Annotated in this window: 23 protein-coding genes; 13 read left to right on the top strand and 10 right to left on the bottom strand. The window is 35.2% G+C overall.

The annotated features are described in order from the left end of the window. Window positions 1-43: 43 nt before the first annotated feature. The 4 genes from AC07SW_RS07445 to AC07SW_RS07430 are packed head-to-tail and all read right to left on the bottom strand — an operon-like array spanning window position 44 to window position 2,922. Window positions 44-694, bottom strand: a complete 651-nt coding sequence (locus AC07SW_RS07445; RefSeq protein WP_034568567.1) for an amino acid ABC transporter permease — start codon at window positions 692-694, stop codon at window positions 44-46. A 17-nt stretch (window positions 695-711) separates the two neighbouring features. Beyond that, complete coding sequence (locus AC07SW_RS07440) at window positions 712-1,359, bottom strand: amino acid ABC transporter permease (RefSeq protein ID WP_074401788.1); 648 nt, start codon at window positions 1,357-1,359, stop codon at window positions 712-714. 23 nt (window positions 1,360-1,382) lie between these two features. After that, entirely contained in the window at window positions 1,383-2,174 is a 792-nt protein-coding gene (locus AC07SW_RS07435; protein ID WP_135022929.1) for a transporter substrate-binding domain-containing protein, read from the bottom strand. A 19-nt stretch (window positions 2,175-2,193) separates the two neighbouring features. Then, complete coding sequence (locus tag AC07SW_RS07430; RefSeq protein WP_034568572.1) at window positions 2,194-2,922, bottom strand: amino acid ABC transporter ATP-binding protein; 729 nt, start codon at window positions 2,920-2,922, stop codon at window positions 2,194-2,196. A 236-nt stretch (window positions 2,923-3,158) separates the two neighbouring features. On the opposite strand from AC07SW_RS07430, the gene AC07SW_RS07425 reads away from it, so the two are divergent. Further along, complete coding sequence (locus AC07SW_RS07425; protein ID WP_156099050.1) at window positions 3,159-3,317, top strand: hypothetical protein; 159 nt, start codon at window positions 3,159-3,161, stop codon at window positions 3,315-3,317. Window positions 3,318-3,428: 111 nt separating this feature from the next. After that, the gene (abc-f, locus tag AC07SW_RS07420; RefSeq protein ID WP_463685418.1) at window positions 3,429-5,261 is read left to right on the top strand and encodes a ribosomal protection-like ABC-F family protein; all 1,833 of its coding nucleotides are present in this window, start codon (window positions 3,429-3,431) and stop codon (window positions 5,259-5,261) included. Between the two features lie 21 nt (window positions 5,262-5,282). Here the strand turns inward: abc-f and AC07SW_RS07415 are convergent, their stop codons facing one another. Continuing rightward, window positions 5,283-5,774, bottom strand: coding sequence for a methylated-DNA--[protein]-cysteine S-methyltransferase (locus tag AC07SW_RS07415; protein ID WP_494632556.1), 492 nt, complete (start codon window positions 5,772-5,774; stop codon window positions 5,283-5,285). Window positions 5,775-5,937: 163 nt separating this feature from the next. On the opposite strand from AC07SW_RS07415, the gene AC07SW_RS07410 reads away from it, so the two are divergent. The 4 genes from AC07SW_RS07410 to AC07SW_RS07395 all read left to right on the top strand — a co-directional run bounded on the left by AC07SW_RS07410 (window position 5,938) and on the right by AC07SW_RS07395 (window position 9,523). Further along, the gene (locus AC07SW_RS07410; RefSeq protein WP_494632555.1) at window positions 5,938-7,317 is read left to right on the top strand and encodes a bifunctional metallophosphatase/5'-nucleotidase; all 1,380 of its coding nucleotides are present in this window, start codon (window positions 5,938-5,940) and stop codon (window positions 7,315-7,317) included. 91 nt (window positions 7,318-7,408) lie between these two features. Beyond that, window positions 7,409-8,116, top strand: a complete 708-nt coding sequence (locus AC07SW_RS07405; protein ID WP_119908363.1) for a YutD family protein — start codon at window positions 7,409-7,411, stop codon at window positions 8,114-8,116. A 13-nt stretch (window positions 8,117-8,129) separates the two neighbouring features. Next, window positions 8,130-8,897, top strand: a complete 768-nt coding sequence (locus AC07SW_RS07400) for a TIGR01457 family HAD-type hydrolase (protein WP_034568581.1) — start codon at window positions 8,130-8,132, stop codon at window positions 8,895-8,897. Beyond that, window positions 8,894-9,523, top strand: coding sequence for a TIGR01906 family membrane protein (locus tag AC07SW_RS07395; RefSeq protein ID WP_034568582.1), 630 nt, complete (start codon window positions 8,894-8,896; stop codon window positions 9,521-9,523). The genes AC07SW_RS07400 and AC07SW_RS07395 overlap by 4 nt, the downstream gene beginning before the upstream one ends. Before the next feature lie 29 nt (window positions 9,524-9,552). Here AC07SW_RS07395 and AC07SW_RS07390 read toward each other — a convergent pair whose 3' ends face one another. Next, the gene (locus tag AC07SW_RS07390) at window positions 9,553-10,197 is read right to left on the bottom strand and encodes a DedA family protein (RefSeq protein WP_199198186.1); all 645 of its coding nucleotides are present in this window, start codon (window positions 10,195-10,197) and stop codon (window positions 9,553-9,555) included. Between the two features lie 129 nt (window positions 10,198-10,326). After that, window positions 10,327-10,839, bottom strand: a complete 513-nt coding sequence (locus tag AC07SW_RS07385) for a phosphatidylglycerophosphatase A family protein (protein WP_119908361.1) — start codon at window positions 10,837-10,839, stop codon at window positions 10,327-10,329. Window positions 10,840-10,968: 129 nt separating this feature from the next. On the opposite strand from AC07SW_RS07385, the gene AC07SW_RS07380 reads away from it, so the two are divergent. Then, window positions 10,969-11,205 (top strand): DUF1450 domain-containing protein, encoded by a 237-nt coding sequence (locus AC07SW_RS07380; RefSeq protein WP_034568588.1) that lies wholly within the window; start codon window positions 10,969-10,971, stop codon window positions 11,203-11,205. 41 nt (window positions 11,206-11,246) lie between these two features. Here the strand turns inward: AC07SW_RS07380 and AC07SW_RS07375 are convergent, their stop codons facing one another. Beyond that, on the bottom strand, window positions 11,247-12,254 hold the full coding sequence (locus tag AC07SW_RS07375) for an NAD(P)/FAD-dependent oxidoreductase (RefSeq protein WP_074401799.1): 1,008 nt from the start codon (window positions 12,252-12,254) through the stop codon (window positions 11,247-11,249). A 133-nt stretch (window positions 12,255-12,387) separates the two neighbouring features. Continuing rightward, on the bottom strand, window positions 12,388-12,885 hold the full coding sequence (locus AC07SW_RS07370) for a divergent PAP2 family protein (protein WP_034568592.1): 498 nt from the start codon (window positions 12,883-12,885) through the stop codon (window positions 12,388-12,390). Window positions 12,886-13,046: 161 nt separating this feature from the next. On the opposite strand from AC07SW_RS07370, the gene AC07SW_RS07365 reads away from it, so the two are divergent. Both AC07SW_RS07365 and AC07SW_RS07360 read left to right on the top strand, forming a co-directional pair. Beyond that, window positions 13,047-13,637, top strand: coding sequence for a peptidylprolyl isomerase (locus AC07SW_RS07365; RefSeq protein ID WP_034568594.1), 591 nt, complete (start codon window positions 13,047-13,049; stop codon window positions 13,635-13,637). Between the two features lie 129 nt (window positions 13,638-13,766). Next, window positions 13,767-14,624 (top strand): ROK family protein, encoded by an 858-nt coding sequence (locus tag AC07SW_RS07360; protein WP_034568596.1) that lies wholly within the window; start codon window positions 13,767-13,769, stop codon window positions 14,622-14,624. 39 nt (window positions 14,625-14,663) lie between these two features. Here the strand turns inward: AC07SW_RS07360 and AC07SW_RS07355 are convergent, their stop codons facing one another. Beyond that, window positions 14,664-15,839 carry a MalY/PatB family protein gene (locus tag AC07SW_RS07355; RefSeq protein WP_119908360.1) on the bottom strand — a complete coding sequence of 392 codons (1,176 nt, stop codon included), beginning with the start codon at window positions 15,837-15,839 and terminating at the stop codon, window positions 14,664-14,666. A 171-nt stretch (window positions 15,840-16,010) separates the two neighbouring features. Here AC07SW_RS07355 and AC07SW_RS07350 point away from each other — a divergent pair, with 171 nt between their 5' ends. The 4 genes from AC07SW_RS07350 (at window position 16,011) to AC07SW_RS07335 (ending at window position 18,962) form a co-directional block, all read left to right on the top strand. Then, on the top strand, window positions 16,011-16,388 hold the full coding sequence (locus tag AC07SW_RS07350; protein ID WP_034568599.1) for a CvfD/Ygs/GSP13 family RNA-binding post-transcriptional regulator: 378 nt from the start codon (window positions 16,011-16,013) through the stop codon (window positions 16,386-16,388). Window positions 16,389-16,486: 98 nt separating this feature from the next. After that, entirely contained in the window at window positions 16,487-16,876 is a 390-nt protein-coding gene (locus AC07SW_RS07345; RefSeq protein ID WP_034568601.1) for a hypothetical protein, read from the top strand. A gap of 125 nt (window positions 16,877-17,001) precedes the next feature. Beyond that, window positions 17,002-18,348, top strand: a complete 1,347-nt coding sequence (locus tag AC07SW_RS07340; protein ID WP_034568603.1) for a glucose-6-phosphate isomerase — start codon at window positions 17,002-17,004, stop codon at window positions 18,346-18,348. A gap of 86 nt (window positions 18,349-18,434) precedes the next feature. Next, window positions 18,435-18,962, top strand: coding sequence for a GNAT family N-acetyltransferase (locus AC07SW_RS07335; protein WP_311780691.1), 528 nt, complete (start codon window positions 18,435-18,437; stop codon window positions 18,960-18,962). The last annotated feature ends 470 nt before the right edge of the window (window positions 18,963-19,432 follow it).

Below are 19,432 nucleotides of genomic sequence, written 5' to 3'. Positions count from 1 at the left end.
GAACAATAAACGACGAATCATTTATTGTTCAAATAACATATACTTATTGAAGTTTCAGCTCAAGTCGTTTCGATACACGCGAAAGTAAGAAACAAACAATAAAATACAAGAATGTCATAGCAGCAAACATCGGTAAGACGGCTGTTGTATCTTGACCGTAAATAATTTTTGCATTATGAGTCAATTCTGGTAAAGAAATAATAACAGCAAGAGACGTATCTTTAATTAATGAAATAAATTGGCTGACAATCGGGGGAAGCATCTTTTGAAAGGCCTGTGGAAAGATAATCGACCAAAGTGTTTGACCATACGTCAATCCAGTCGAACGACCAGCTTCCATTTGCCCCTTAGGAACGGCATTTAAGCCCGCTCGAATAATTTCAGAGAGCATTGCCGATTCAAAAATAGTTAAAGCAGCCACACTTGACCAGAAAATACTTAGACGAATGCCAACTTGTGGCAATGCAAAATAAGTAAAAAAGATAATCAACAACAAAGGCAAATTACGTATAATATCAATTAAAACACCGACAATCGCTGAAATAAATGGAACTTTCATAAAACGAATCAGACCTGCAATCCCGCCGATGACAAAGCTAAAAATAATCGACAAGACAGCGACCATAATTGTGACCCATAAACCATCTAATAAGAAGCGAATATTGATCCATGAAAAAGCCTCGATAAAGTTCAAATCAACTCTCCTCCTTCTTAATTTTTAACCTCTAAACGTTTTTCAATATGCTTCATCAAATAAGACAAAGGCAATGTTAAAATCAAATAAAACCCACCAACAATCAAATACGTATCAAAGGTATTAAAGGTTTCACTTGCAATCAAATCCCCTTGATACATCAAATCAAGACCTGCAACCATCGCTAAAATAGAGGAATTTTTCACTAGATTAATAAACTGGTTGCCTAGTGGGGGAATGACAATCTTAAAGGCTTGGGGCAAAATAATGTACCACATCACCTTGGAATAGGTGAAACCAGAAGAAAGCCCAGCTTCTAATTGACCTTTTGGAACACTCTCAATTCCTGCACGAACCGTTTCAGCAATAAAAGCAGAAGTATAAAGGGTTAATCCAATGGTTCCCGCAGTAAAGCCATTCAATTGAAACCAATACAAAGGTGCAACCACGTAGAAAAACATGACAATAATCAATAACGGAATATTACGGAAAAATTCTACATAAGCCTTTGCAAGGTATTGAACCCATTTTTTATGAGAGAGTTGAAAAATAGCCATCAATGTTCCAATAATCAAACTAAAAAGCAATGCAAGCAAACTTGCATAAAGTGTATATTTAAAACCTTCAATCAAAGGCGTTGAGTAAGTTGAAAGAATTGTACCCATAGTTACGCGTCACCTCACTTAAATTATTTTTTAGGAAACCATTTTTGATAAATCTTATCATAAGTTCCATTAGCTCTAATTTTTTCTAAAGCATGATTCACTTCTTTTAGGAAAGGTTCTTGCCCTTTATTAATGGCAATCCCATAAGGCTCATCAGTAAAGTTCCCACCTGCAAGTTCATAATCAGGATTTTCTTCAGCGATTCCTAAAAGGATACTATTATCTGTAGTCATAGCGTCACCTTGGCCAGATTGCAAGGCAGTAAAAGCCTCTGCATAATTTTCTAATTCCAATACTTTTGTCTCAGGCGCCTTTGCTCGAATATTAATAGCAGAGGTGGAGCCCTTAACCGCTAAAACTGTTGTACGAGCATTTAAATCCGCAATGCTTTTGATTGGACTGCCTTTTTTGACTAACAAAGATTGCCCGGCATCAAAATAGCTATCTGTAAAATCCACTACTTTTTTACGCTCGTCAGAAATCGTCATAGTAGCAATAATGGCATCAATATTCCCGTTTTTTAACAAGGGAATTCTTGTTTTGGAAGTAACTTCCACAAACTCCGCTTTTCCATCCTTACCAAGTATTTCAGTTGTTAAGGCCTTTGCAATATCAATGTCAAAGCCTTCAATTTCACGAGATTCAATATTGATTAAACCAAAAAGCCGTGTATCTGTTTTTACTCCCCAAACAATCGTTGGACTGGTTTTGATTCTTGTTTTAATGTCCTCGTTCGCAACACTTGCTTTGCCACAAGCCGTTAAGACGAGCATCATCAAGAAGAGGAGAGCGCCTTTTTTTAATAATTGTTTCATCAGCAAATGCCTCCTTTAATTAATGATTAATGATTTTGCTTAAAAATTGTTGTGCTCTGATTTCTTTTGGCTGCTCATAAAATTCAATCGCATTTGCATCTTCTAAAATTTGACCATCTGCCATAAAAATCACGCGATCAGCCACTTCTCTTGCAAAGCCCATTTCATGGGTAACAACAACCATCGTCATTCCTTCACGTGCTAATTTTTTCATCACCTCAAGAACTTCCCCAATCATTTCAGGATCAAGTGCTGACGTTGGTTCATCAAACAGCATTACTTCCGGTTGCATAGCTAAGCCCCTTGCAATCGCAATTCGCTGCTGTTGACCACCAGATAATTGTGAAGGGTAGGAATCCTTTTTATCTAACATGCCGACTTTTTCAAGCAACGTTTCTGCTAATTTAGTGGCATCCTCTTTTGATTTTTTTAAGACTTTGATTGGTGCAAGTGTAATGTTTTCTAACACTGTTTTATGAGGGTACAAATTAAAATGCTGAAAGACCATTCCCAGGTTTTTACGAACTTGATTCATATTTGTTCCCTTACCATGTAGATCCACATCATTTATCAAAAGCTGCCCTTCAGTAATATCCTCCAACCCATTAATGCAACGAAGCATCGTACTTTTACCAGAGCCAGAAGGACCGATTACAACCACAACTTCACCTTTTTGTACGGTTAAATTAATGTCTTTCAAGGCGTGAAATGAGCCGTAATATTTTTCAACCTCTTTAAATTCAATCATGAAATCACTCCTCTATTAAGTCGATAATCTAAAGAAACTATTAGAATACGTTCATTATATTTTAATGATAGAGCTATTATATCGGCTAAATAAGCAGTTTGTAAAGTTTTTAGTGAAATTTTTTTTATAAAAGTGCTATCTTGGTGTTACATTTCCTTACATATCAAAGAAAAGTTGCGAAAAAGGTTGGATTGTGTTAATCTAATTTTAATAAATGAAATGGAGGTGAATAAAAGATGAGTGGTAATTTAGTTGGAATGATTGATTTTACAATTTTATTTGTTAGTTTCTGTCATGCCGTTATTTTTAATGTTGCGCAAACAAGGGATAAGTCTGCCCAAAATTTCAACAATTCAATTAAAAATAATTTGCCAACTTGTCTTTTATTTCCCTAATTCAGAAATGATCTGTAACTAGGAAGTCAGTTGGGCAGGTGGAGAATCGTCTCCAGTTGTCCTTTTTTGTTGCAATAAAAGATAAAGATGATGGCACAAAGGAGTAACATCATGTTTATTACAGTCAAAGAAATCGGAAAAACCTTCGGAAGTTTAACCTTATTTGAAGAACTTTCCTTTACAATACCAGAAAATAAAAAAATCGGTTTAGTTGGAGACAATGGGAGTGGGAAATCAAGTTTATTTAAACTTTTACTCGGCATAGAATTCCCTAGTAGTGGAACAATCATCCGAAAAAAGGGGATGAAAATCGGCTATTTAGAACAATTGCCTGTAGCGCTACCCAATGAAACGGTCTACCAAGTAATCGAACAAAGCTTTCCAACCTTTATCAAAATGAAAACGGACTTGACGTCAATGGAGTGTGAACTAGCAACCGAAACTGATGAAGATAAAATGTCTTCTCTGCTTTTAAAATATGGGGAATTACAAGAGACGTTTATCGAAATTGGTGGATATGAGTTAGATTACAAAATCCAAAAACTAGCGACAGGTTTAGGAATAGAAACACTTTTAAAAGCAACATTCAATCAATTAAGTGGAGGCGAACAAACCAAAGTCGGTTTAATCAAAACCCTGCTACAAAATCCCGATTTATTATTATTAGATGAACCTACCAATCATTTGGATTTACAAGCAATCGAATGGTTAGAACATTATCTAAAAGAATACAGCGGTGGAGTTGTTATTATTTCTCATGACCGCCATTTCTTAGATGAAGTAGTGGAGCAAATCTACGAGCTTGAAGACAGTGAAGTGAGTATTTTTAATGGCAACTATAGTCGTTATAAAATTCAAAAACAAAAGAAGCTAGAACTAGAATTAAAAGATTACCAAGAACAACAAAAGAAAATCAAAAAACTTCAAGATGCCATTCGCCGTTACCGACAATGGGGAAATGAAAGTGGCAACGAAGATATGTTCAAAAAGGCAAAAAGCTTAGAAAAAAGGGTGCAACGAATTCAACAGCTAGCTAAGCCAACTATGGAAAAAGAAAAAGTTAAACTTACTTTAGAGGTCACACAACGAAGTGGAAAAAAAGTTTTAAGCTTTCACGATGTAAGTAAAGCTTTTGGTGAGAAACACTTATTTACAGAGCTTGATTTCACCTTACTATGGAAACAGCGAGTAGGAATGGTAGGTGAAAATGGCACCGGTAAATCTTCCTTAATACGTTTAGCTTTAAAAGAAATAGCTCCTGATAAAGGAGAAATAAAAATAGGTGAAGGCGTAAAAATAGGGTACTTGCCTCAAAAAATTAGTTTTCCAAAAGAAGAAGCAACGGTATTAGCGACCTTCCGTTCAGAAATCGGCATGGAAGAAGGAGCAGCTAGACAATTTCTAGCGACGTTTTTATTCTTTGGCAGCGATGTTTTTCGTAAAGTTGGGCAATTGAGTGGCGGGGAACGAATGAGATTACGTTTAGCCATTTTAATGGAACAAGAAACAAATCTCTTGATATTAGATGAGCCAACCAATCATTTAGATATTTCTACCAGAGAAGTAATCGAAGACGTCCTGTCTAATTATCAAGGAACCATTTTTGCAATTTCCCATGACCGTTATTTTTTAGCAAAAGTAACGAATGAAACATTATGGTTAGATAAAAAGGGCCTAACGATGTACCCTGGCAGTTATCAGTGGGCAACGACTAAACGAAAAGAACAACCTCCAATTGGATCAATTCCACTTTTAAACAAAAAAAGAACATTATCATTAGCTACGATTGAAACGAAATTAGAAGAGAAAACGATTGAATTGGCAAAATTGACACACACACTAGAAACAAAACCAGAAAACGCTGTAGTACGTCAAAAAATCAATGAAGTGAAATCAGAGATTCATTTATTAGAAAATGACTGGTTCCAACAAATAGACAACTAAAAAAGACGCTTCAATCCATTATCAGATTGAGGCGTCTTTTAGATGATTATTTTTTTCAAAATTCAACAACCATTCTTTCGTCGTTAAGCCGATTTCCGAAGAGCCACTGTACCCAACAAGCTTTCCATTTTTGCCAATTACCCGATGACAAGGAATCACAATTGGAAAAGGATTATTGCGATTCGCTTGCCCAATAGCCCGGACCGCCTTTGGATTTTCAATGGCTTCAGCAATATCCCCATAACTTCTTGTTTCGCCATAAGGAATGGTTCTTAACGCCTGCCAAACGCTACGTTGGAAAGGGGTGCCTGAATGAATCGAAAGAGGAACGGAGAATTCAGTTAAATTTCCTTCAAAATAAGCCTCTAATTCATCTTTCAAAGCCAAACAAAAAGGTTCATCCTGAATCGCATTCTGTGCATCCTGCGGGTGAATCGTTAAATTATGAATACTAGTAATACCAAATTCATCTTCTTTTAATTCAAGTAAACCGACTGGACTTTCGACTAACATAAAGAACCTCCTTGTCTTATTTGATATAAGTTGCTTCTATTATAGTAGAAACAGTTGGACAATAAAAGGTAAATTCATCCTAATGAACGAACTTTAAGAAAAAATAAGAAAAGATTGCTATAATAAAAGAAAACGAATTCTAAAAGAAAAGAAGGCTGGTTAGATGGAACGCATTCATATTTACCATACAAACGATCTCCACTCACATTTTGAAAATTGGCCACGAATTCAGGAATTTTTACTAGAGCAACGTGAGTATGATCGTCAAAAAAATGAAGAAGTATTAATTTTTGATATCGGCGACGCCTTAGACCGAGTTCATCCTTTAACAGAAGCCACTGATGGCAAAGCAAATATCGCAGCCTTAAATCAAATTCATTATGACGGTGCGACAATTGGCAATAACGAAGGCGTAGGAAATTCAAAAAAACAATTGAATCAGCTCTATAGCGAAGCCAATTTTCCTGTTTTGCTGGCTAACTTAATCGATAAAGAAACAAATTTAAAACCAGAATGGGCAGAATTATTTAAAATTTATCAAACAAAATCAGGACATCGAATCGGCGTCTTTGGTTTAACGGCTCCCTTTCCAACTAGCTATGAACCTAATGGCTGGCATGTGATTGAGCCCGATGATTGTATCCCCGAACTACTAGAAATTCTAATTCCAATGGTAGATAGTATTTTCTTATTATCCCATTTAGGAATTGAAGAAGATCGCAAAATTGCTAACATGTATCCAATGATTAATCTGATTATGGGTTCACATACACACCATCTATTGCCAACAGGAGAGAAAAATCGAGAAACTTTTGTGACAGCAGCCGGGAAATTTGGTCAACATATTGGACACATTACCTTGGAACTAGCTGCTGGTAAAATCCAACATGAAGAAGCCGAAGTCATTGCTACTTGTTCACTTCCTCCAACAGCGAATGAAGCAAAACTGATTTCAGACTATGAAGAACAAGGGCATATTCAATTAAAAGAACAAAAAATTGCCTATTTACCAAATGCCTTCTCCATAAGCTGGAAAGGCTCATCTCAGTTAGTCAATTTAGGATTAAAAGCCATTAAAGATTATGCACAAACAGAAGTTGCGATTGTCAATGCGGGGCTTTTTATGAAACCTTTGCAAAAAGGAATCATTTCTAAAAACGACTTACATCAAATATTGCCGCACCCAATGCGAGTTTTAACTTGTACGTTAGACGGAGAAAATCTGGAACGTTTGATTTTAGAAATGGAAAAAAACCGTAACTATTTACGCTATTTCCCTATCAAGGGACTGGGTTTTCGTGGGGAATTATTTGGTGAAATTTGTTACGATGGCATTTCCTATGACAATGAAAGCCAGACCGTTTATTGGCAAGGAGTTAAATTAGAACCTCAAAAAGAGTATACACTCGCAACTGTCGATCATTTTTTATATGTTCCTTTTTTCCCAACGATTGAAATCAAAGGAAGAAACCAAGTTCTGTTTCCATTTTTTATTCGCGATGTTTTAGGACAATATTTAAAGAGAAACTATCCAATTGCTTAAAAGTTCAGTATAATAGATAAGAACATGAAAATTTGAAGATACGACTTTACGTGGCTTCATTTCATCATAACTAAAATAGGGCGGTGACAAAATGACCCAGGAAAATAAAACAAAAGAACCTAAGCAAGAAGTAATGGAAGCAGCAGTAGTTGAAGAAGTGGCTGTGACTGAACCAGTAGAAGAAAATCTCTTAGTTAAACGAATTGATGAAACAACCATTATGATTGAAGAACAAACCTATGAGATCGTTTTAAACTATCGAGAGGCATTTGATGCTGAAAGACTTTCAGAACGATACAGTGAAATTCTATCAAAATACGATTACATCGTAGCCGATTGGGGTTTTGAACAATTAAGACTAAAAGGCTTCTATGATGATAAAAATCGAAAAGTTTCGCAAGATCAACGCATCAGTACGCTACAAGATTACCTGTATGAATATTGTAATTTTGGTTGTGCTTACTTTGTGTTGCAACGAGTTGGGGAAGTGAAAAAAGAAAAGAGTTTTAAACCAAAAAGATCACGGAACCGTCCAACTAATTCAAATCCTAAAGCAGTAACGACAAAGCCAGAAGCAAAATCACAAAAAAATAAAACAACCAAACCAAACAACACAGCACAAAAAGCACCTAAAAAGAATTTTGTAACAAAAGACGTAACGCAACCAAAACAAGTACAGGTTGTTCAAAAACAAAAGCAAGAACCAAAAGCAAAAATTAAAACAGTAGAAGAAAAAAATGGGCAACGTCACTTTAACATTCGTCGCAATGACGTTGAACAAGTTAAAAATAAATCGTAAGGGGCTTATTACTTTGACTTATAAAGGTTATTTAATTGACTTAGATGGCACGATGTACCGAGGAAAAGAACCAATTCCTGCAGCAACTAGATTTATAGCGCGTTTACAAGAAGCAAACATTCCTTTTTTATTTGTAACAAATAATACAACGAAATCTCAAGAAGAAGTAGCAGAAAATTTAGCGACTAATTTTGATATCCATGTTTCAAAAGAAACCGTTTATACTGGATCAGTGGCAACTGCTAGTTATTTAAAGTCATTGGATAAAGGCAATAAAGTGTTTGTAATTGGTGAATCGGGTTTAAAACAAGAATTACACGAAGCAGGCTTTATTATTGAAGAAAAAAATCCGGATTATGTAGTTGTAGCCTTGGATCGTCAAGCTCGCTATCAAGATTTTGAAACAGCGACGTTAGCCATTCACAATGGAGCTCGTTTTATTTCTACCAATAAAGACACTAATCTACCTAGTGAAAAAGGGTTAGTTCCAGGAGCAGGTGCGTTGACGGCGTTATTGATAGCTTCAACAAAGCAGCAACCTACCTATATTGGGAAACCAGAAGCGATTATTATGAATGAAGCTTTAGGTGTGATTGGTTTAGCAAAAGAAGAGGTCCTAATGGTTGGAGATAACTATGAGACAGACATTATGGCAGGAATCAAAAATGACATCGATAGCTTACTCGTGTTTTCTGGTTTTACAAAGCCAGAAGATTTGCTCAACGTCAAAGAGCAGCCTACTTATAAAGTCCCTTCATTAGATGATTGGTCATTAAGATGAAACAAAAAGCAATTCAACTAGGTGGAGTCACTCTATTGATTCTATTTATTCTGTCAATTTCAATTGCGCTGACAATTAATGTAACGATTCTTTATCGCGTAGATATCTCGTTATTAGCAATTGATCAACAGTCAGGCTTGTCGAAGGCAGTATTAATGGATAATTACCATCAATTACTGAATTATTTAAACCTCCCTTGGATTCGATCATTAGAAATGCCAGATTTTCCTAGTTCTGCGAATGGATTGAATCACTTTTTTGAAGTGAAACGGTTATTTTTAGTTGATTACCTAGTTGTGCTTATCAGTGGAATAGGAAGTCTTTTCTTTATCCGCTATTTAAAAAGATACCAATTAGGTTGGACGTTGATTAGACCCTTTCAAGTATTAATAGTAGCTCCAGTTGTGCTTGGAGTTGTGATGATGATTAGCTTCGATCAATTGTTTATCGTATTTCATGAAGTCTTGTTTAACAATGAAGATTGGATGTTTAATCCATCAACAGACCCAATTATTAACGTGCTTCCAGAAGCCTTTTTTATGCATTGCTTTATTTTAGCAATCTTATTAATGGAAATTCAATTTATTATTGGGTATTATTGGTCAAAAAAACAGATTCGCATCTAAGCGAATCTGTTTTTTTTAAGCTGTTTTTTTTAAGCTGTTTTTTTCATCTTTCCACGAATAAACGTAACAATCATTGGAATTAATGAAACAAAGATAATCCCTAAGACAACGATTGTAAAATTGTCTCTTACATAAGGAATATTTCCAAAAAAGAAACCAGCTAGGCAGCATAGCAATACCCAAACCGCGCCACCGATAAAGTTGTAACGGATAAAGTAACCATAATGCATCCGACTTGCACCCGCAATAAAAGGAGCAAAAGTTCGAATGAAGGGCATAAAACGAGCAATTAAAATTGTTTTTCCGCCATGCTTATTAAAGAAAGCTTCTGCTTTTTCCATTTTTTCTTTATTTAAGACTTTTCCCAGCAAACTATCTTCTGGAATCGAAAGCCCAACTTTTTTCCCAATTTCATAGTTTACCGTGTCTCCAATAATAGCGGCAGCCGCAAAAACAGCGATGAGAATCCAAATATTTAAATGGATAGCGGGTAAAGCTGCTAGCGCACTGGCTGCAAACAGTAGAGAATCACCTGGTAGAAATGGAAAAATGACTAATCCAGTTTCAATAAACACGATTAAAAATAGTATGACATACGTCCAAATTCCAAATTGGTCAATAATTGTTACTAAATGCTGATCAATATGTAAAATAAAATCGATCAGTCCATAAATGACAGACATAATTAAGTTCCCTCTATTCTTATTTTAGTATTAAACGTAATAATTGTAGCATAAAAACAAGTCTCTGAGTATCTATTTTCCAATTGTTTAAGGAATCTTACAGATAGCTAGGCAAGGACTTCACTGGGTAATATCACTTTTAGTAGGATCTGAATGGGCTAAACGACTAGCAGCAGCTGCTGCAATAGCTCCAACGATATCATCTAAAAAAGTATGAATTTCGCCAGGAACATGACTATTTAAACGTTTTAAAATACCTGGTTTTACTTTATCAATGTACCCAAAGTTGGTTAACCCAATTGATCCATAAACATTCACAATAGAAAGAGCCATAATTTCGTCAATTCCGTACAAGCCCTCATCTTCAGCGATAATATCTTGTAACGGTTGAATCAATTTATTTTCTTCAGCTAGTATATCTAACTGAATTCCTGTAATAATAGCATTTTGAACTTCGCGTTTTTTCAAAACAGCATTCACATTTTCTAAACAAATGGCCAACGTTAAATCTTCAATATAAGATTGTTGTAAAAACATAACAAGCTCGGCGATATCTGTCAATTCAACTTTACGTTCTTTCAATAACTCTAACGCTTTACGATATAATTCTGTTGTATCTTTTACCAAATTCATCCACTCCATTCTATCTATCTAGTATACCTTATTTCATAAAAAAATTCATAAAGCAAAGCGAATGATTCCGCTAGTACTTGTAAATCATGTTATACTAACCCTAACAGATTAAAAAAAAGGAGGGTATAAATGAAACCAATCGTTGAATTTTGTGTTAATAATGTAGCAAATGGCGGACAAATTGTCCTCGATAAATTAGAAGCAGACGACCTAGTAGAAGTTGTTACATATGACTGTTTAAATGAATGTGTCATCTGTGCGCAAGATTTTTTTGCATTAGCAGAAGGCAAACTAGTTCGTGCAAAAACAACAGATGATTTAATCAAAGGTATTTACCAATCGTTAGAAGAAGAAGGTTGGCTATAAAAAAACACCGTTACTAGTAGAAAGTAACGGTGTTTATGCGTTTAAAATAGACTAGTACTATGCATGGGTTGAACTCTTGAATCTGGATTGATGTAACTCATTGCATTATTAATCGCAGTAGGAGCTTCCCCAAAACCTGCAGCAATCAATTTGATTTTGCCATCATACGTACAAATGTCACCAGCAGCATAAATGCCTTCAATCGTTGTTTCCATCTTACTGTTCACCACAATCGCATTTTTATCGATTTCAAGTCCCCAATCTTTAATGCTCCCAATTGAAGAACTAAAACCATAATTTACTAAGAAATCATCAACTTCAAGATCTTCAACCCCGTCACCTCGGACTTCCTTTAAGGTGATACTCGTTAAATTCTTCCCACTACCATTGATTTTTGCAGGAACAAAAGGCGTTTTTAAGTGAACTGAAGATTGAGCCAATAAGGAAACACTATGTTCATGGGCTCGGAATTGATTTCTTCGGTGAATCAGAAAAACCTCTTTAGCAATTGGCTCTAACATCAAAGCCCAATCGACAGCTGAATCTCCACCGCCACAAACCGCTACTTTGCGATCCTTAAATTGTTCCATATTATCAACAAAATAGTGAAGAGAAGTTCCTTCAAACTGACGAGCATGTTCAATTTCCAATTTACGTGGTTGGAAAGCGCCATTACCAGCAGTCACAATAATCGCTTTTGAATAATGAATGCCTTGATCTGTTTCTAAAACAAATAATTTATCTTGATTTTTAGTAACGACAAGAACTTCTTCTTCTAAACAAATCGTCGTGTCAAACCGCTCCATTTGTTTGGTTAAATTATGAACTAAATCCTGTGCCTTAATTTCTGGAAACCCAGCAATATCATAAATATATTTTTCTGGGTATAGAGTAGAAAGTTGGCCACCTAATTTAGGTAAGCTTTCAATGATTTTTACTTTTGCGTTTCGCATGCCCCCGTAGAAGGCAGCAAACATACCAACAGGTCCACCACCAATGATGGTTATGTCAAATACGTCTTTTGTATGTTCCAATTTAAATTCCTCCATACTTGAAATGGGATTGCTCTGAGAATGATTATCAGTATAGCACAAATTCCTTTAGATTACATATAAAGAATAAAACAAAAAAAACTTTAATCTCAATTCTATGATAAATAGAAGAAATTAAAGAAGTAAAAGATTATAAAACATGAAAAAGGGACATTAAAAAATGAACAAAATAAGCGATACAAACACCCGTTACCATTCCAAATAACACTTCTAGTGGTTTATGACCTAAATATTCTTTAATGTGTTTGTCTTTTTGCTGCTCTCTACGCAACGATTCTTTAGCCTGTTGATCTTTTAACTTTAAATTTTGCAAATCAATGATTAGTTGATTTAAAACAAGACCCTGTTCACCACTTTGTCTACGAACACCCATCGCATCAAACATCACAATGACGCCAAATGTGACAGCAATTGCCACTAATGGGGAGTTCCAACCATGCTGAATCACTAATGAAGCAATCAGCGCAGTAACACTAGCTGAGTGAGAACTAGGCATCCCGCCTGTTGAGGCTGCTAAAGCCCATGTTGTTTTCTTTTTTAGCAAAAAAGCAATCGGAACCTTTACAACTTGTGAAAAACAAATAGCTGTCAAAGCGGAAATTAAAGGGAAATTGGTTAGAAAGCTCATCGACATCATCCTTTAAAAAATTAAGATTTTTAATAACTTCATCATATCATGAATTGTTCCTAGAGAGGAGATTTTTCAAAAATTTAAAAAGAAAAGTTGGCAAAATAGTTTAAATTTAGTTATGATAGACAAGTAAACAAAAAGTAGGAGGTTTTATAACAATGACTCAATTTCCACAACTAACAACAGAAGTAGCAGAAAATGAAGAACTAGTTACTTTAAAAACAACAATGGGTGATATTAAAATTAAATTATTCCCAGAAGTTGCCCCTAAAACAGTTGAAAACTTTTTAGGACTAGCTAAAAAAGGCTATTACGATGGTGTGATTTTTCACCGTGTAATTCCTGATTTTATGATTCAAGGTGGCGACCCAACTGGTACAGGTATGGGCGGAGAAAGCTTGTGGGGAGATTCATTCAATGATGAATTTTCAAAAGAAGTGTTTAACTTAAACGGTGCACTTTCAATGGCTAACGCTGGACCAAACACAAATGGCAGCCAATTCTTTATCGTATCAAACACAAACGTACCAGAAAACATGGTGTCACAATTAGAAGGCGCGGGCTATCCAAAAGAAATCATCGAAGCATACTCTAAAAATGGTGGAACACCATGGTTAGACTTCCGTCATTCAGTTTTTGGTCAAGTCGTTGACGGTATGGATGTCGTTTATGAAATTGAAAAAGTAAAACGTGGACCTCAAGATAAACCTGTAAATGGTGTTAGAATTGAATCTGTAGAAATCGCATAAACTAAAACTGCTCAACTCTGAAAAGATTTGAGCAGTTTTTTTATAAAAAAATGAAAACGCCCTCATTTTCATTCGAATTTATGCTACAATAAATAGGAAAAAGGGAAGAGCTAAAAGGAGAGTAAAAAAATGAACTATGGCGCAATTGAAGCAGGTGGCACAAAATTTGTTTGTGCAGTCAGTAATGAAGCATTTGAAATCATCGAACGAATCAGTATTCCAACGACAACCCCAGAGGAGACTCTTCAACAAGTATTTGCATTTTTTGATAATTACCAACTAGATGCAATCGGAATTGGCTCATTCGGTCCAATTGATGTTAATTTAAAATCCAGCACATACGGCTATGTTACGACAACCCCAAAAGTTGCTTGGACAAACTATGATTTTCTAGGTGCAGTAAAAGAGCGTTACCAGATACCAGTAGGCTGGACAACAGATGTTAATGCCGCAGCGCTAGGTGAAATCAAAAAAGGCGCAGCAATAGGAACCGAAAGTTGCCTTTATTTAACCGTTGGAACAGGAGTAGGCGGTGGCGCTGTCATGAACGGAAAGCTACTACAAGGATTTGGACATCCAGAAATGGGACATATTTTAGTCCGTCTTCATCCAGATGAAACCTATAAAGGTACGTGTCCTTACCATGAAAATTGCCTAGAAGGCTTAGCAGCAGGACCGGCAATCGAAGCACGTCACGGGAAAAAAGGACATCATTTAGCGGATGAAAAACACGTTTGGGAAATGGAAGCCTACTATTTAGCGCAAGCATTGATGAACTACACGTTGATTTTAAGCCCAGAAAGAATTGTATTGGGTGGTGGTGTGATGAAACAAGAACAATTATTCCCACTAGTACGTCAAGAATTTAAGAAAATGCTAGCAGGTTATGTTCAAGTTCCTCCATTAGATGAGTACATCGTCCCACCAGCACTTGGAGATAATGCTGGAATTACAGGTTGCCTACTACTAGCAGCAGACAGTCTATAAAAAAATACCATTCAGTCCTTTAAAGACTGAATGGTATTTTTAATGAGTAAACGCATATTTAATTCGTTTTAACCCTTCGACTAAAGTTGTTCTTGATGTGGCAATATTCATCCGAAGAAATTGACTACCAGCAGGACCAAAGTCAATGCCTGCATTCAACCCAATTTTTCCTACCTCCACAAAATGCTGAGTCAAGGCTTGGTCCTCTAATCCTAAAGAAGAAGCATTAAACCAAACTAAGTAAGTTCCTTGTGGTTTGACAACCATTACTTCAGGTAATTCAGTTGCAAAAAAGTCTACTACCAAAGCTAAGTTTCCTTCCAAATAGTCTAAACAGTCAGCTAACCAATCATCACCTAATCGATAAGCTGCTTCTGTTGCTACATAACCGAAAGTATTAATGCCACTTTGTTCTGATTTATGTTGTTCTCGAACCAATAGATTTCGTAAACCTTCATTATAAACGTAAATCATTGAATTCTTTGTTCCAGCCATATTAAATGTTTTTGTTGCAGCCGTTAAGGTAACAACAAAATCCTGATAACGTTCATCAATCGTTACGACTGAAGTAAAACGATGTGGAATAAAAATCAGATCACCATGAATCTCATCACTTACTAAAATAACCTTGTATTTATAACACAGTTCACTAAGCTGTATCAATTCGTCTTTTGACCAAACTCGTCCACCAGGATTATGAGGATTACATAAAATAAACAATTTTACATCCTTTGTTTTGAATTGCTGTTCTATTTCTTCAAAATTCATGACAAACTGGTTATCTTTAATTGTCAGTTCAGAACGAAGGACCTTTCGTTGATTGGCAGTAATCATAGACGTAAAGGGAGGATATACTGGATCGTGAATCATAACGTTATCCTCAGGTGAGGTAAAGGCATTAACAACTAACGCGAGACTAGGCACAACACCTGGTGAAAATAAAATAGCCTCTCTTGTTAAAGACATATTGTGTTTCTGTTGCTGCCAATCAATAATTGCCTCATAAAGTGAATCAGGTGCTTTTGTATACCCCAAAACAGGACAGTTTTCCAAGGTGTTTTTTAAAGCATCCAACACAACTTTTGGCGTTTTAAAATCCATATCAGCAATCCACATTGGTAAAACCTCAGTTGATCCATAACGATCTTCCAACGTATCCCATTTAATCGAGTTTGTTTCTAAGCGATTAATAACCTCATCAAAATGACTTTCCATAAAATTCCCCCTTAAATAAAAACATTCTATATAGAGTAGTATACTGCATTGAAGACGTTTTCTCAAAAATAGTTACACGAATAAATAAGTAAAAATTCCCCATTTCTAAAAAAGTGGTGCTATAATGAACTAGAATTGATTCATGAAAATCTAAACAAAAGAGGTGAAAACATGAACTACAAAATCGGAACTATTGTAAAAGGCAAAGTAACCGGCATTCAGCCATACGGAGCATTTGTCTCGTTAGATAAAGAAACGCAGGGACTTGTTCATATTTCAGAATGCAAACATGGCTTTGTTAAAAATTTAAATGATGTTCTTCAAGTTGGAGAAGAAATCGAAGTAATGGTTATTGACGTTGATGAGTACACTAAGAAAATCAGTTTATCAATGCGATCACTTGAAGAAAATGTTACATTCCAATACCACCATAAAAAACGCAAAAACAGGCAAGACAAAGCAGTCAAACCAGGATTTCAATCCATTGCGAAAATGCTACCAAAATGGATTGAAGAAGCTAAAAAAGATGAGAAAGCCCGAAACAATTAATTAATTATTAATTAGAGCTTTTAATTTTAAAAAATTATGTTATGATACAAATTGTACTATTTCTAGAAGTTAAAATTATAGTGTGGGGTGCATATAAAATGATTGAGAAACAATGGGTTGCAGGAACCGTAATGGCTCTTGATAAGGATGGAAAGTCCGTATTTTTAGTTGCCAATCAGTCTGGCAAAGCAGATGACTTTTCTTTTCCGGCAACAAAACTATCAAAAGATAGAACTGGTTTAGCCAGTATTTTAGAAGATTTAAAAGAGAAATTAACCATTGAAGTCTCATCATTAAATTTATTTGAACTAACAAATGCCGTAGTAGATGACATGCGAATTCCTTTATTTGTATTTGAAATGCCAAAAGAAATGGAAAATTTAGAAATGCTTTTAAAACCTTCAGAATCCAATTTGTCATGGCAGCACACAAGTGCTTTGAGAGATGCATTGAAAACTTGGGAAATCTCAGGAGTACCACAATTTTAAATATAACTAAAACAGGAAGCTCTTATTTAAAAGAACTTCCTGTTTTTTCTTGCATTTTCCTTCAAAAACTACTAAAGTAGAAAGGGAATACAAAGCTTGTAAAATTTAATATCGGAGGGTAAAATATGCCACATATTCAATTTGATTATTCAAAAATCGACCAATTTTTACAACCACACGAAGTTGATTACTTACAACAACAAGTAACAACGGCAGATGAGATGCTACGTAAAGGAACAGGACAAGGCAGTGACTTCTTAGGGTGGATTGATTTACCAACTGCTTACGATAAAGAAGAATTTAGCAGAATTAAAGCTGCAGCTAAAAAAATTCAATCAGATTCTGAAATCCTGATTGTAATTGGTATTGGCGGTTCTTATTTAGGAGCAAAAGCTGCTTTAGACTTTTTAAACCACTCATTCTATAACCTAATAGGCAAAGAAGACCGTAAAGCACCACAAATTTTCTTTGCTGGAAATAGCATTAGTTCAAGCTACCTACATGATTTAATTGAAGTAATTGGCGACCGCGATTTCTCAGTAAACATCATTTCAAAATCAGGTACAACAACAGAACCTGCAATCGCATTCCGCGTCTTTAAAGAATTACTAATTAAAAAATACGGAGCAGAAGAAGCTAAAAAACGTATTTATGCAACAACAGACAAAGCTCGTGGCGCTTTAAAAGAAGAAGCCAACGCAGAAGGATACGAATCGTTTATTATCCCAGATGATGTAGGCGGACGTTTCTCTGTTTTAACACCCGTTGGATTATTGCCAATCGCAGCAAGTGGAGCAGATATTGATGCTTTAATGAAAGGTGCAGCTGACGCTAGCGTTGCTTATTCAAGTGATAAACTAGAAGAAAACGAAGCATATCAATATGCAGCAGTTCGTAATGCTTTATACCGCAAAGGAAAAGTAACCGAGCTTTTAATCAACTATGAACCAAGTCTACAATACTTCTCAGAATGGTGGAAACAGTTATTCGGAGAGTCAGAAGGAAAAGACCAAAAAGGCATCTATCCATCAAGTGCAAACTTTTCAACTGATTTACACTCCCTAGGACAATATATCCAAGAAGGACGTCGCAATATCTTTGAAACAGTTATCAAAGTAGACAAAGCACGTCATGATATTAAAATCCCAGTAACAGAATCAGACTTAGACGGTTTAGGTTATTTACAAGGAAAAGAAATTGATTTTGTAAACACAAAAGCATTCCAAGGAACATTATTGGCACACACAGATGGAGAAGTTCCTAACTTGTTAGTTACAATTCCAGAAACAGATGCGTACACATTAGGCTACTTGATGTACTTCTTTGAAATTGCAGTAGGAATTTCAGGTTATTTAAATGGTGTCAATCCATTCGACCAACCAGGAGTCGAAGCTTATAAAAAAAATATGTTCGCCCTTTTAGGTAAACCTGGTTTCGAAGAGTTAGCAAAAGAATTAAATGAACGTCTATAAAATATCTCATTAAACAAACTAAATAGACATGTACTTAAAAGTGCATGTCTATTTTTATATCTTACTATAGAAGAAAAGAGGGAAAAATGAATACACAACTAAAGTTAAACAAAGCCAGTATGAAGGAGTACACACTTATAACTGATTTGTTGATAGAATCTGCAAAATGGTTAAAAGCAAAAGGTTCTAAGCAATGGAATGGCATTTTGGAAGGAAAGGACAATCACGATACAAAATCAGCTATTGAAAGAGGAGATGTTTTTTATTTTACTAAGGGAGATGCCCTAGTCGGAATGTGTATTTTGTGGAATAAACAAAGTTCATGGGATCAGGAACTTTGGGGAGTAGACAAGAGTGATCATTATTTTTACTTGCATCGATTAGCGATTAATCGTCATTATTCAGGTCAAGGTATAGCGATGGAAATTCTCACTGAAGTGGAAAAATATAGCAAATCTAAAGGTAAAAAAGAAATTCGATTGGATTGTATTGCTGATAATAAAGTTTTAAATGCATTATATCAAGATGCAGGATTTAACTTTTTTAAAACAATTTACCAACATGATGCAGGAGAACAAATAGCAGATTTCAATTTGTATAAGTTAGATTGCTAAGTATAAGCAATCTAACTTATCAATAAACACGTATGTAATAAGGTTTAACATGCATTAAAATACTGGATTATCCAGTATGAAATCGGGTCTATAAATAGAATTGTACGGCTTATTAAAAAAATGTATAAAAATGTGTAGATTTCTATTGACCAATAATCAGAAACTTGGTATAGTAGTTGATGTCGCTAAGAGCTAATAACTCCTAGAAAGACATTGAAAAATGTTTTTAAATAAGTGTTGACAAACATTGATTGAATGTGATAATATTTCTAAGTCGTCAATTAAGAGCGACGACAGATATGAATAATTATTCAATCGAAAAAATATTTATTCAAAAGTATTGACAAACTTCTAAACGAATGTTAATATATAGAAGTTGTTAAAACAACAACAAAACAACTTAGACCTTTGAAAACTGAACAAAGTAAGACGAACCAAATGTGTAGGGTCTCTTGACTAGGTCAAGAGAA

The organism is Carnobacterium sp. GW821-FHT04C06 (assembly GCF_059420345.1).
This window is presented reverse-complemented; position numbering and strand designations above follow the sequence as displayed.

What these genes read in the sequence shown, in the direction of transcription:
- AC07SW_RS07440 (WP_074401788.1), bottom strand. Translation starts at nt 1,359, where the DNA reads ATGGGTACAATTCTTTCAACTTACTCAACGCCTTTGATTGAAGGTTTT.
- AC07SW_RS07435 (WP_135022929.1), bottom strand. Translation starts at nt 2,174, where the DNA reads ATGAAACAATTATTAAAAAAAGGCGCTCTCCTCTTCTTGATGATGCTC.
- AC07SW_RS07430 (WP_034568572.1), bottom strand. Translation starts at nt 2,922, where the DNA reads ATGATTGAATTTAAAGAGGTTGAAAAATATTACGGCTCATTTCACGCC.
- AC07SW_RS07425 (WP_156099050.1), top strand. Translation starts at nt 3,159, where the DNA reads ATGAGTGGTAATTTAGTTGGAATGATTGATTTTACAATTTTATTTGTT.
- abc-f (WP_463685418.1), top strand. Translation starts at nt 3,429, where the DNA reads ATGTTTATTACAGTCAAAGAAATCGGAAAAACCTTCGGAAGTTTAACC.
- AC07SW_RS07415 (WP_494632556.1), bottom strand. Translation starts at nt 5,774, where the DNA reads ATGTTAGTCGAAAGTCCAGTCGGTTTACTTGAATTAAAAGAAGATGAA.
- AC07SW_RS07410 (WP_494632555.1), top strand. Translation starts at nt 5,938, where the DNA reads ATGGAACGCATTCATATTTACCATACAAACGATCTCCACTCACATTTT.
- AC07SW_RS07405 (WP_119908363.1), top strand. Translation starts at nt 7,409, where the DNA reads ATGACCCAGGAAAATAAAACAAAAGAACCTAAGCAAGAAGTAATGGAA.
- AC07SW_RS07395 (WP_034568582.1), top strand. Translation starts at nt 8,894, where the DNA reads ATGAAACAAAAAGCAATTCAACTAGGTGGAGTCACTCTATTGATTCTA.
- AC07SW_RS07385 (WP_119908361.1), bottom strand. Translation starts at nt 10,839, where the DNA reads ATGAATTTGGTAAAAGATACAACAGAATTATATCGTAAAGCGTTAGAG.
- AC07SW_RS07380 (WP_034568588.1), top strand. Translation starts at nt 10,969, where the DNA reads ATGAAACCAATCGTTGAATTTTGTGTTAATAATGTAGCAAATGGCGGA.
- AC07SW_RS07375 (WP_074401799.1), bottom strand. Translation starts at nt 12,254, where the DNA reads ATGGAGGAATTTAAATTGGAACATACAAAAGACGTATTTGACATAACC.
- AC07SW_RS07370 (WP_034568592.1), bottom strand. Translation starts at nt 12,885, where the DNA reads ATGAGCTTTCTAACCAATTTCCCTTTAATTTCCGCTTTGACAGCTATT.
- AC07SW_RS07365 (WP_034568594.1), top strand. Translation starts at nt 13,047, where the DNA reads ATGACTCAATTTCCACAACTAACAACAGAAGTAGCAGAAAATGAAGAA.
- AC07SW_RS07360 (WP_034568596.1), top strand. Translation starts at nt 13,767, where the DNA reads ATGAACTATGGCGCAATTGAAGCAGGTGGCACAAAATTTGTTTGTGCA.
- AC07SW_RS07355 (WP_119908360.1), bottom strand. Translation starts at nt 15,839, where the DNA reads ATGGAAAGTCATTTTGATGAGGTTATTAATCGCTTAGAAACAAACTCG.
- AC07SW_RS07350 (WP_034568599.1), top strand. Translation starts at nt 16,011, where the DNA reads ATGAACTACAAAATCGGAACTATTGTAAAAGGCAAAGTAACCGGCATT.
- AC07SW_RS07345 (WP_034568601.1), top strand. Translation starts at nt 16,487, where the DNA reads ATGATTGAGAAACAATGGGTTGCAGGAACCGTAATGGCTCTTGATAAG.
- AC07SW_RS07340 (WP_034568603.1), top strand. Translation starts at nt 17,002, where the DNA reads ATGCCACATATTCAATTTGATTATTCAAAAATCGACCAATTTTTACAA.
- AC07SW_RS07335 (WP_311780691.1), top strand. Translation starts at nt 18,435, where the DNA reads ATGAATACACAACTAAAGTTAAACAAAGCCAGTATGAAGGAGTACACA.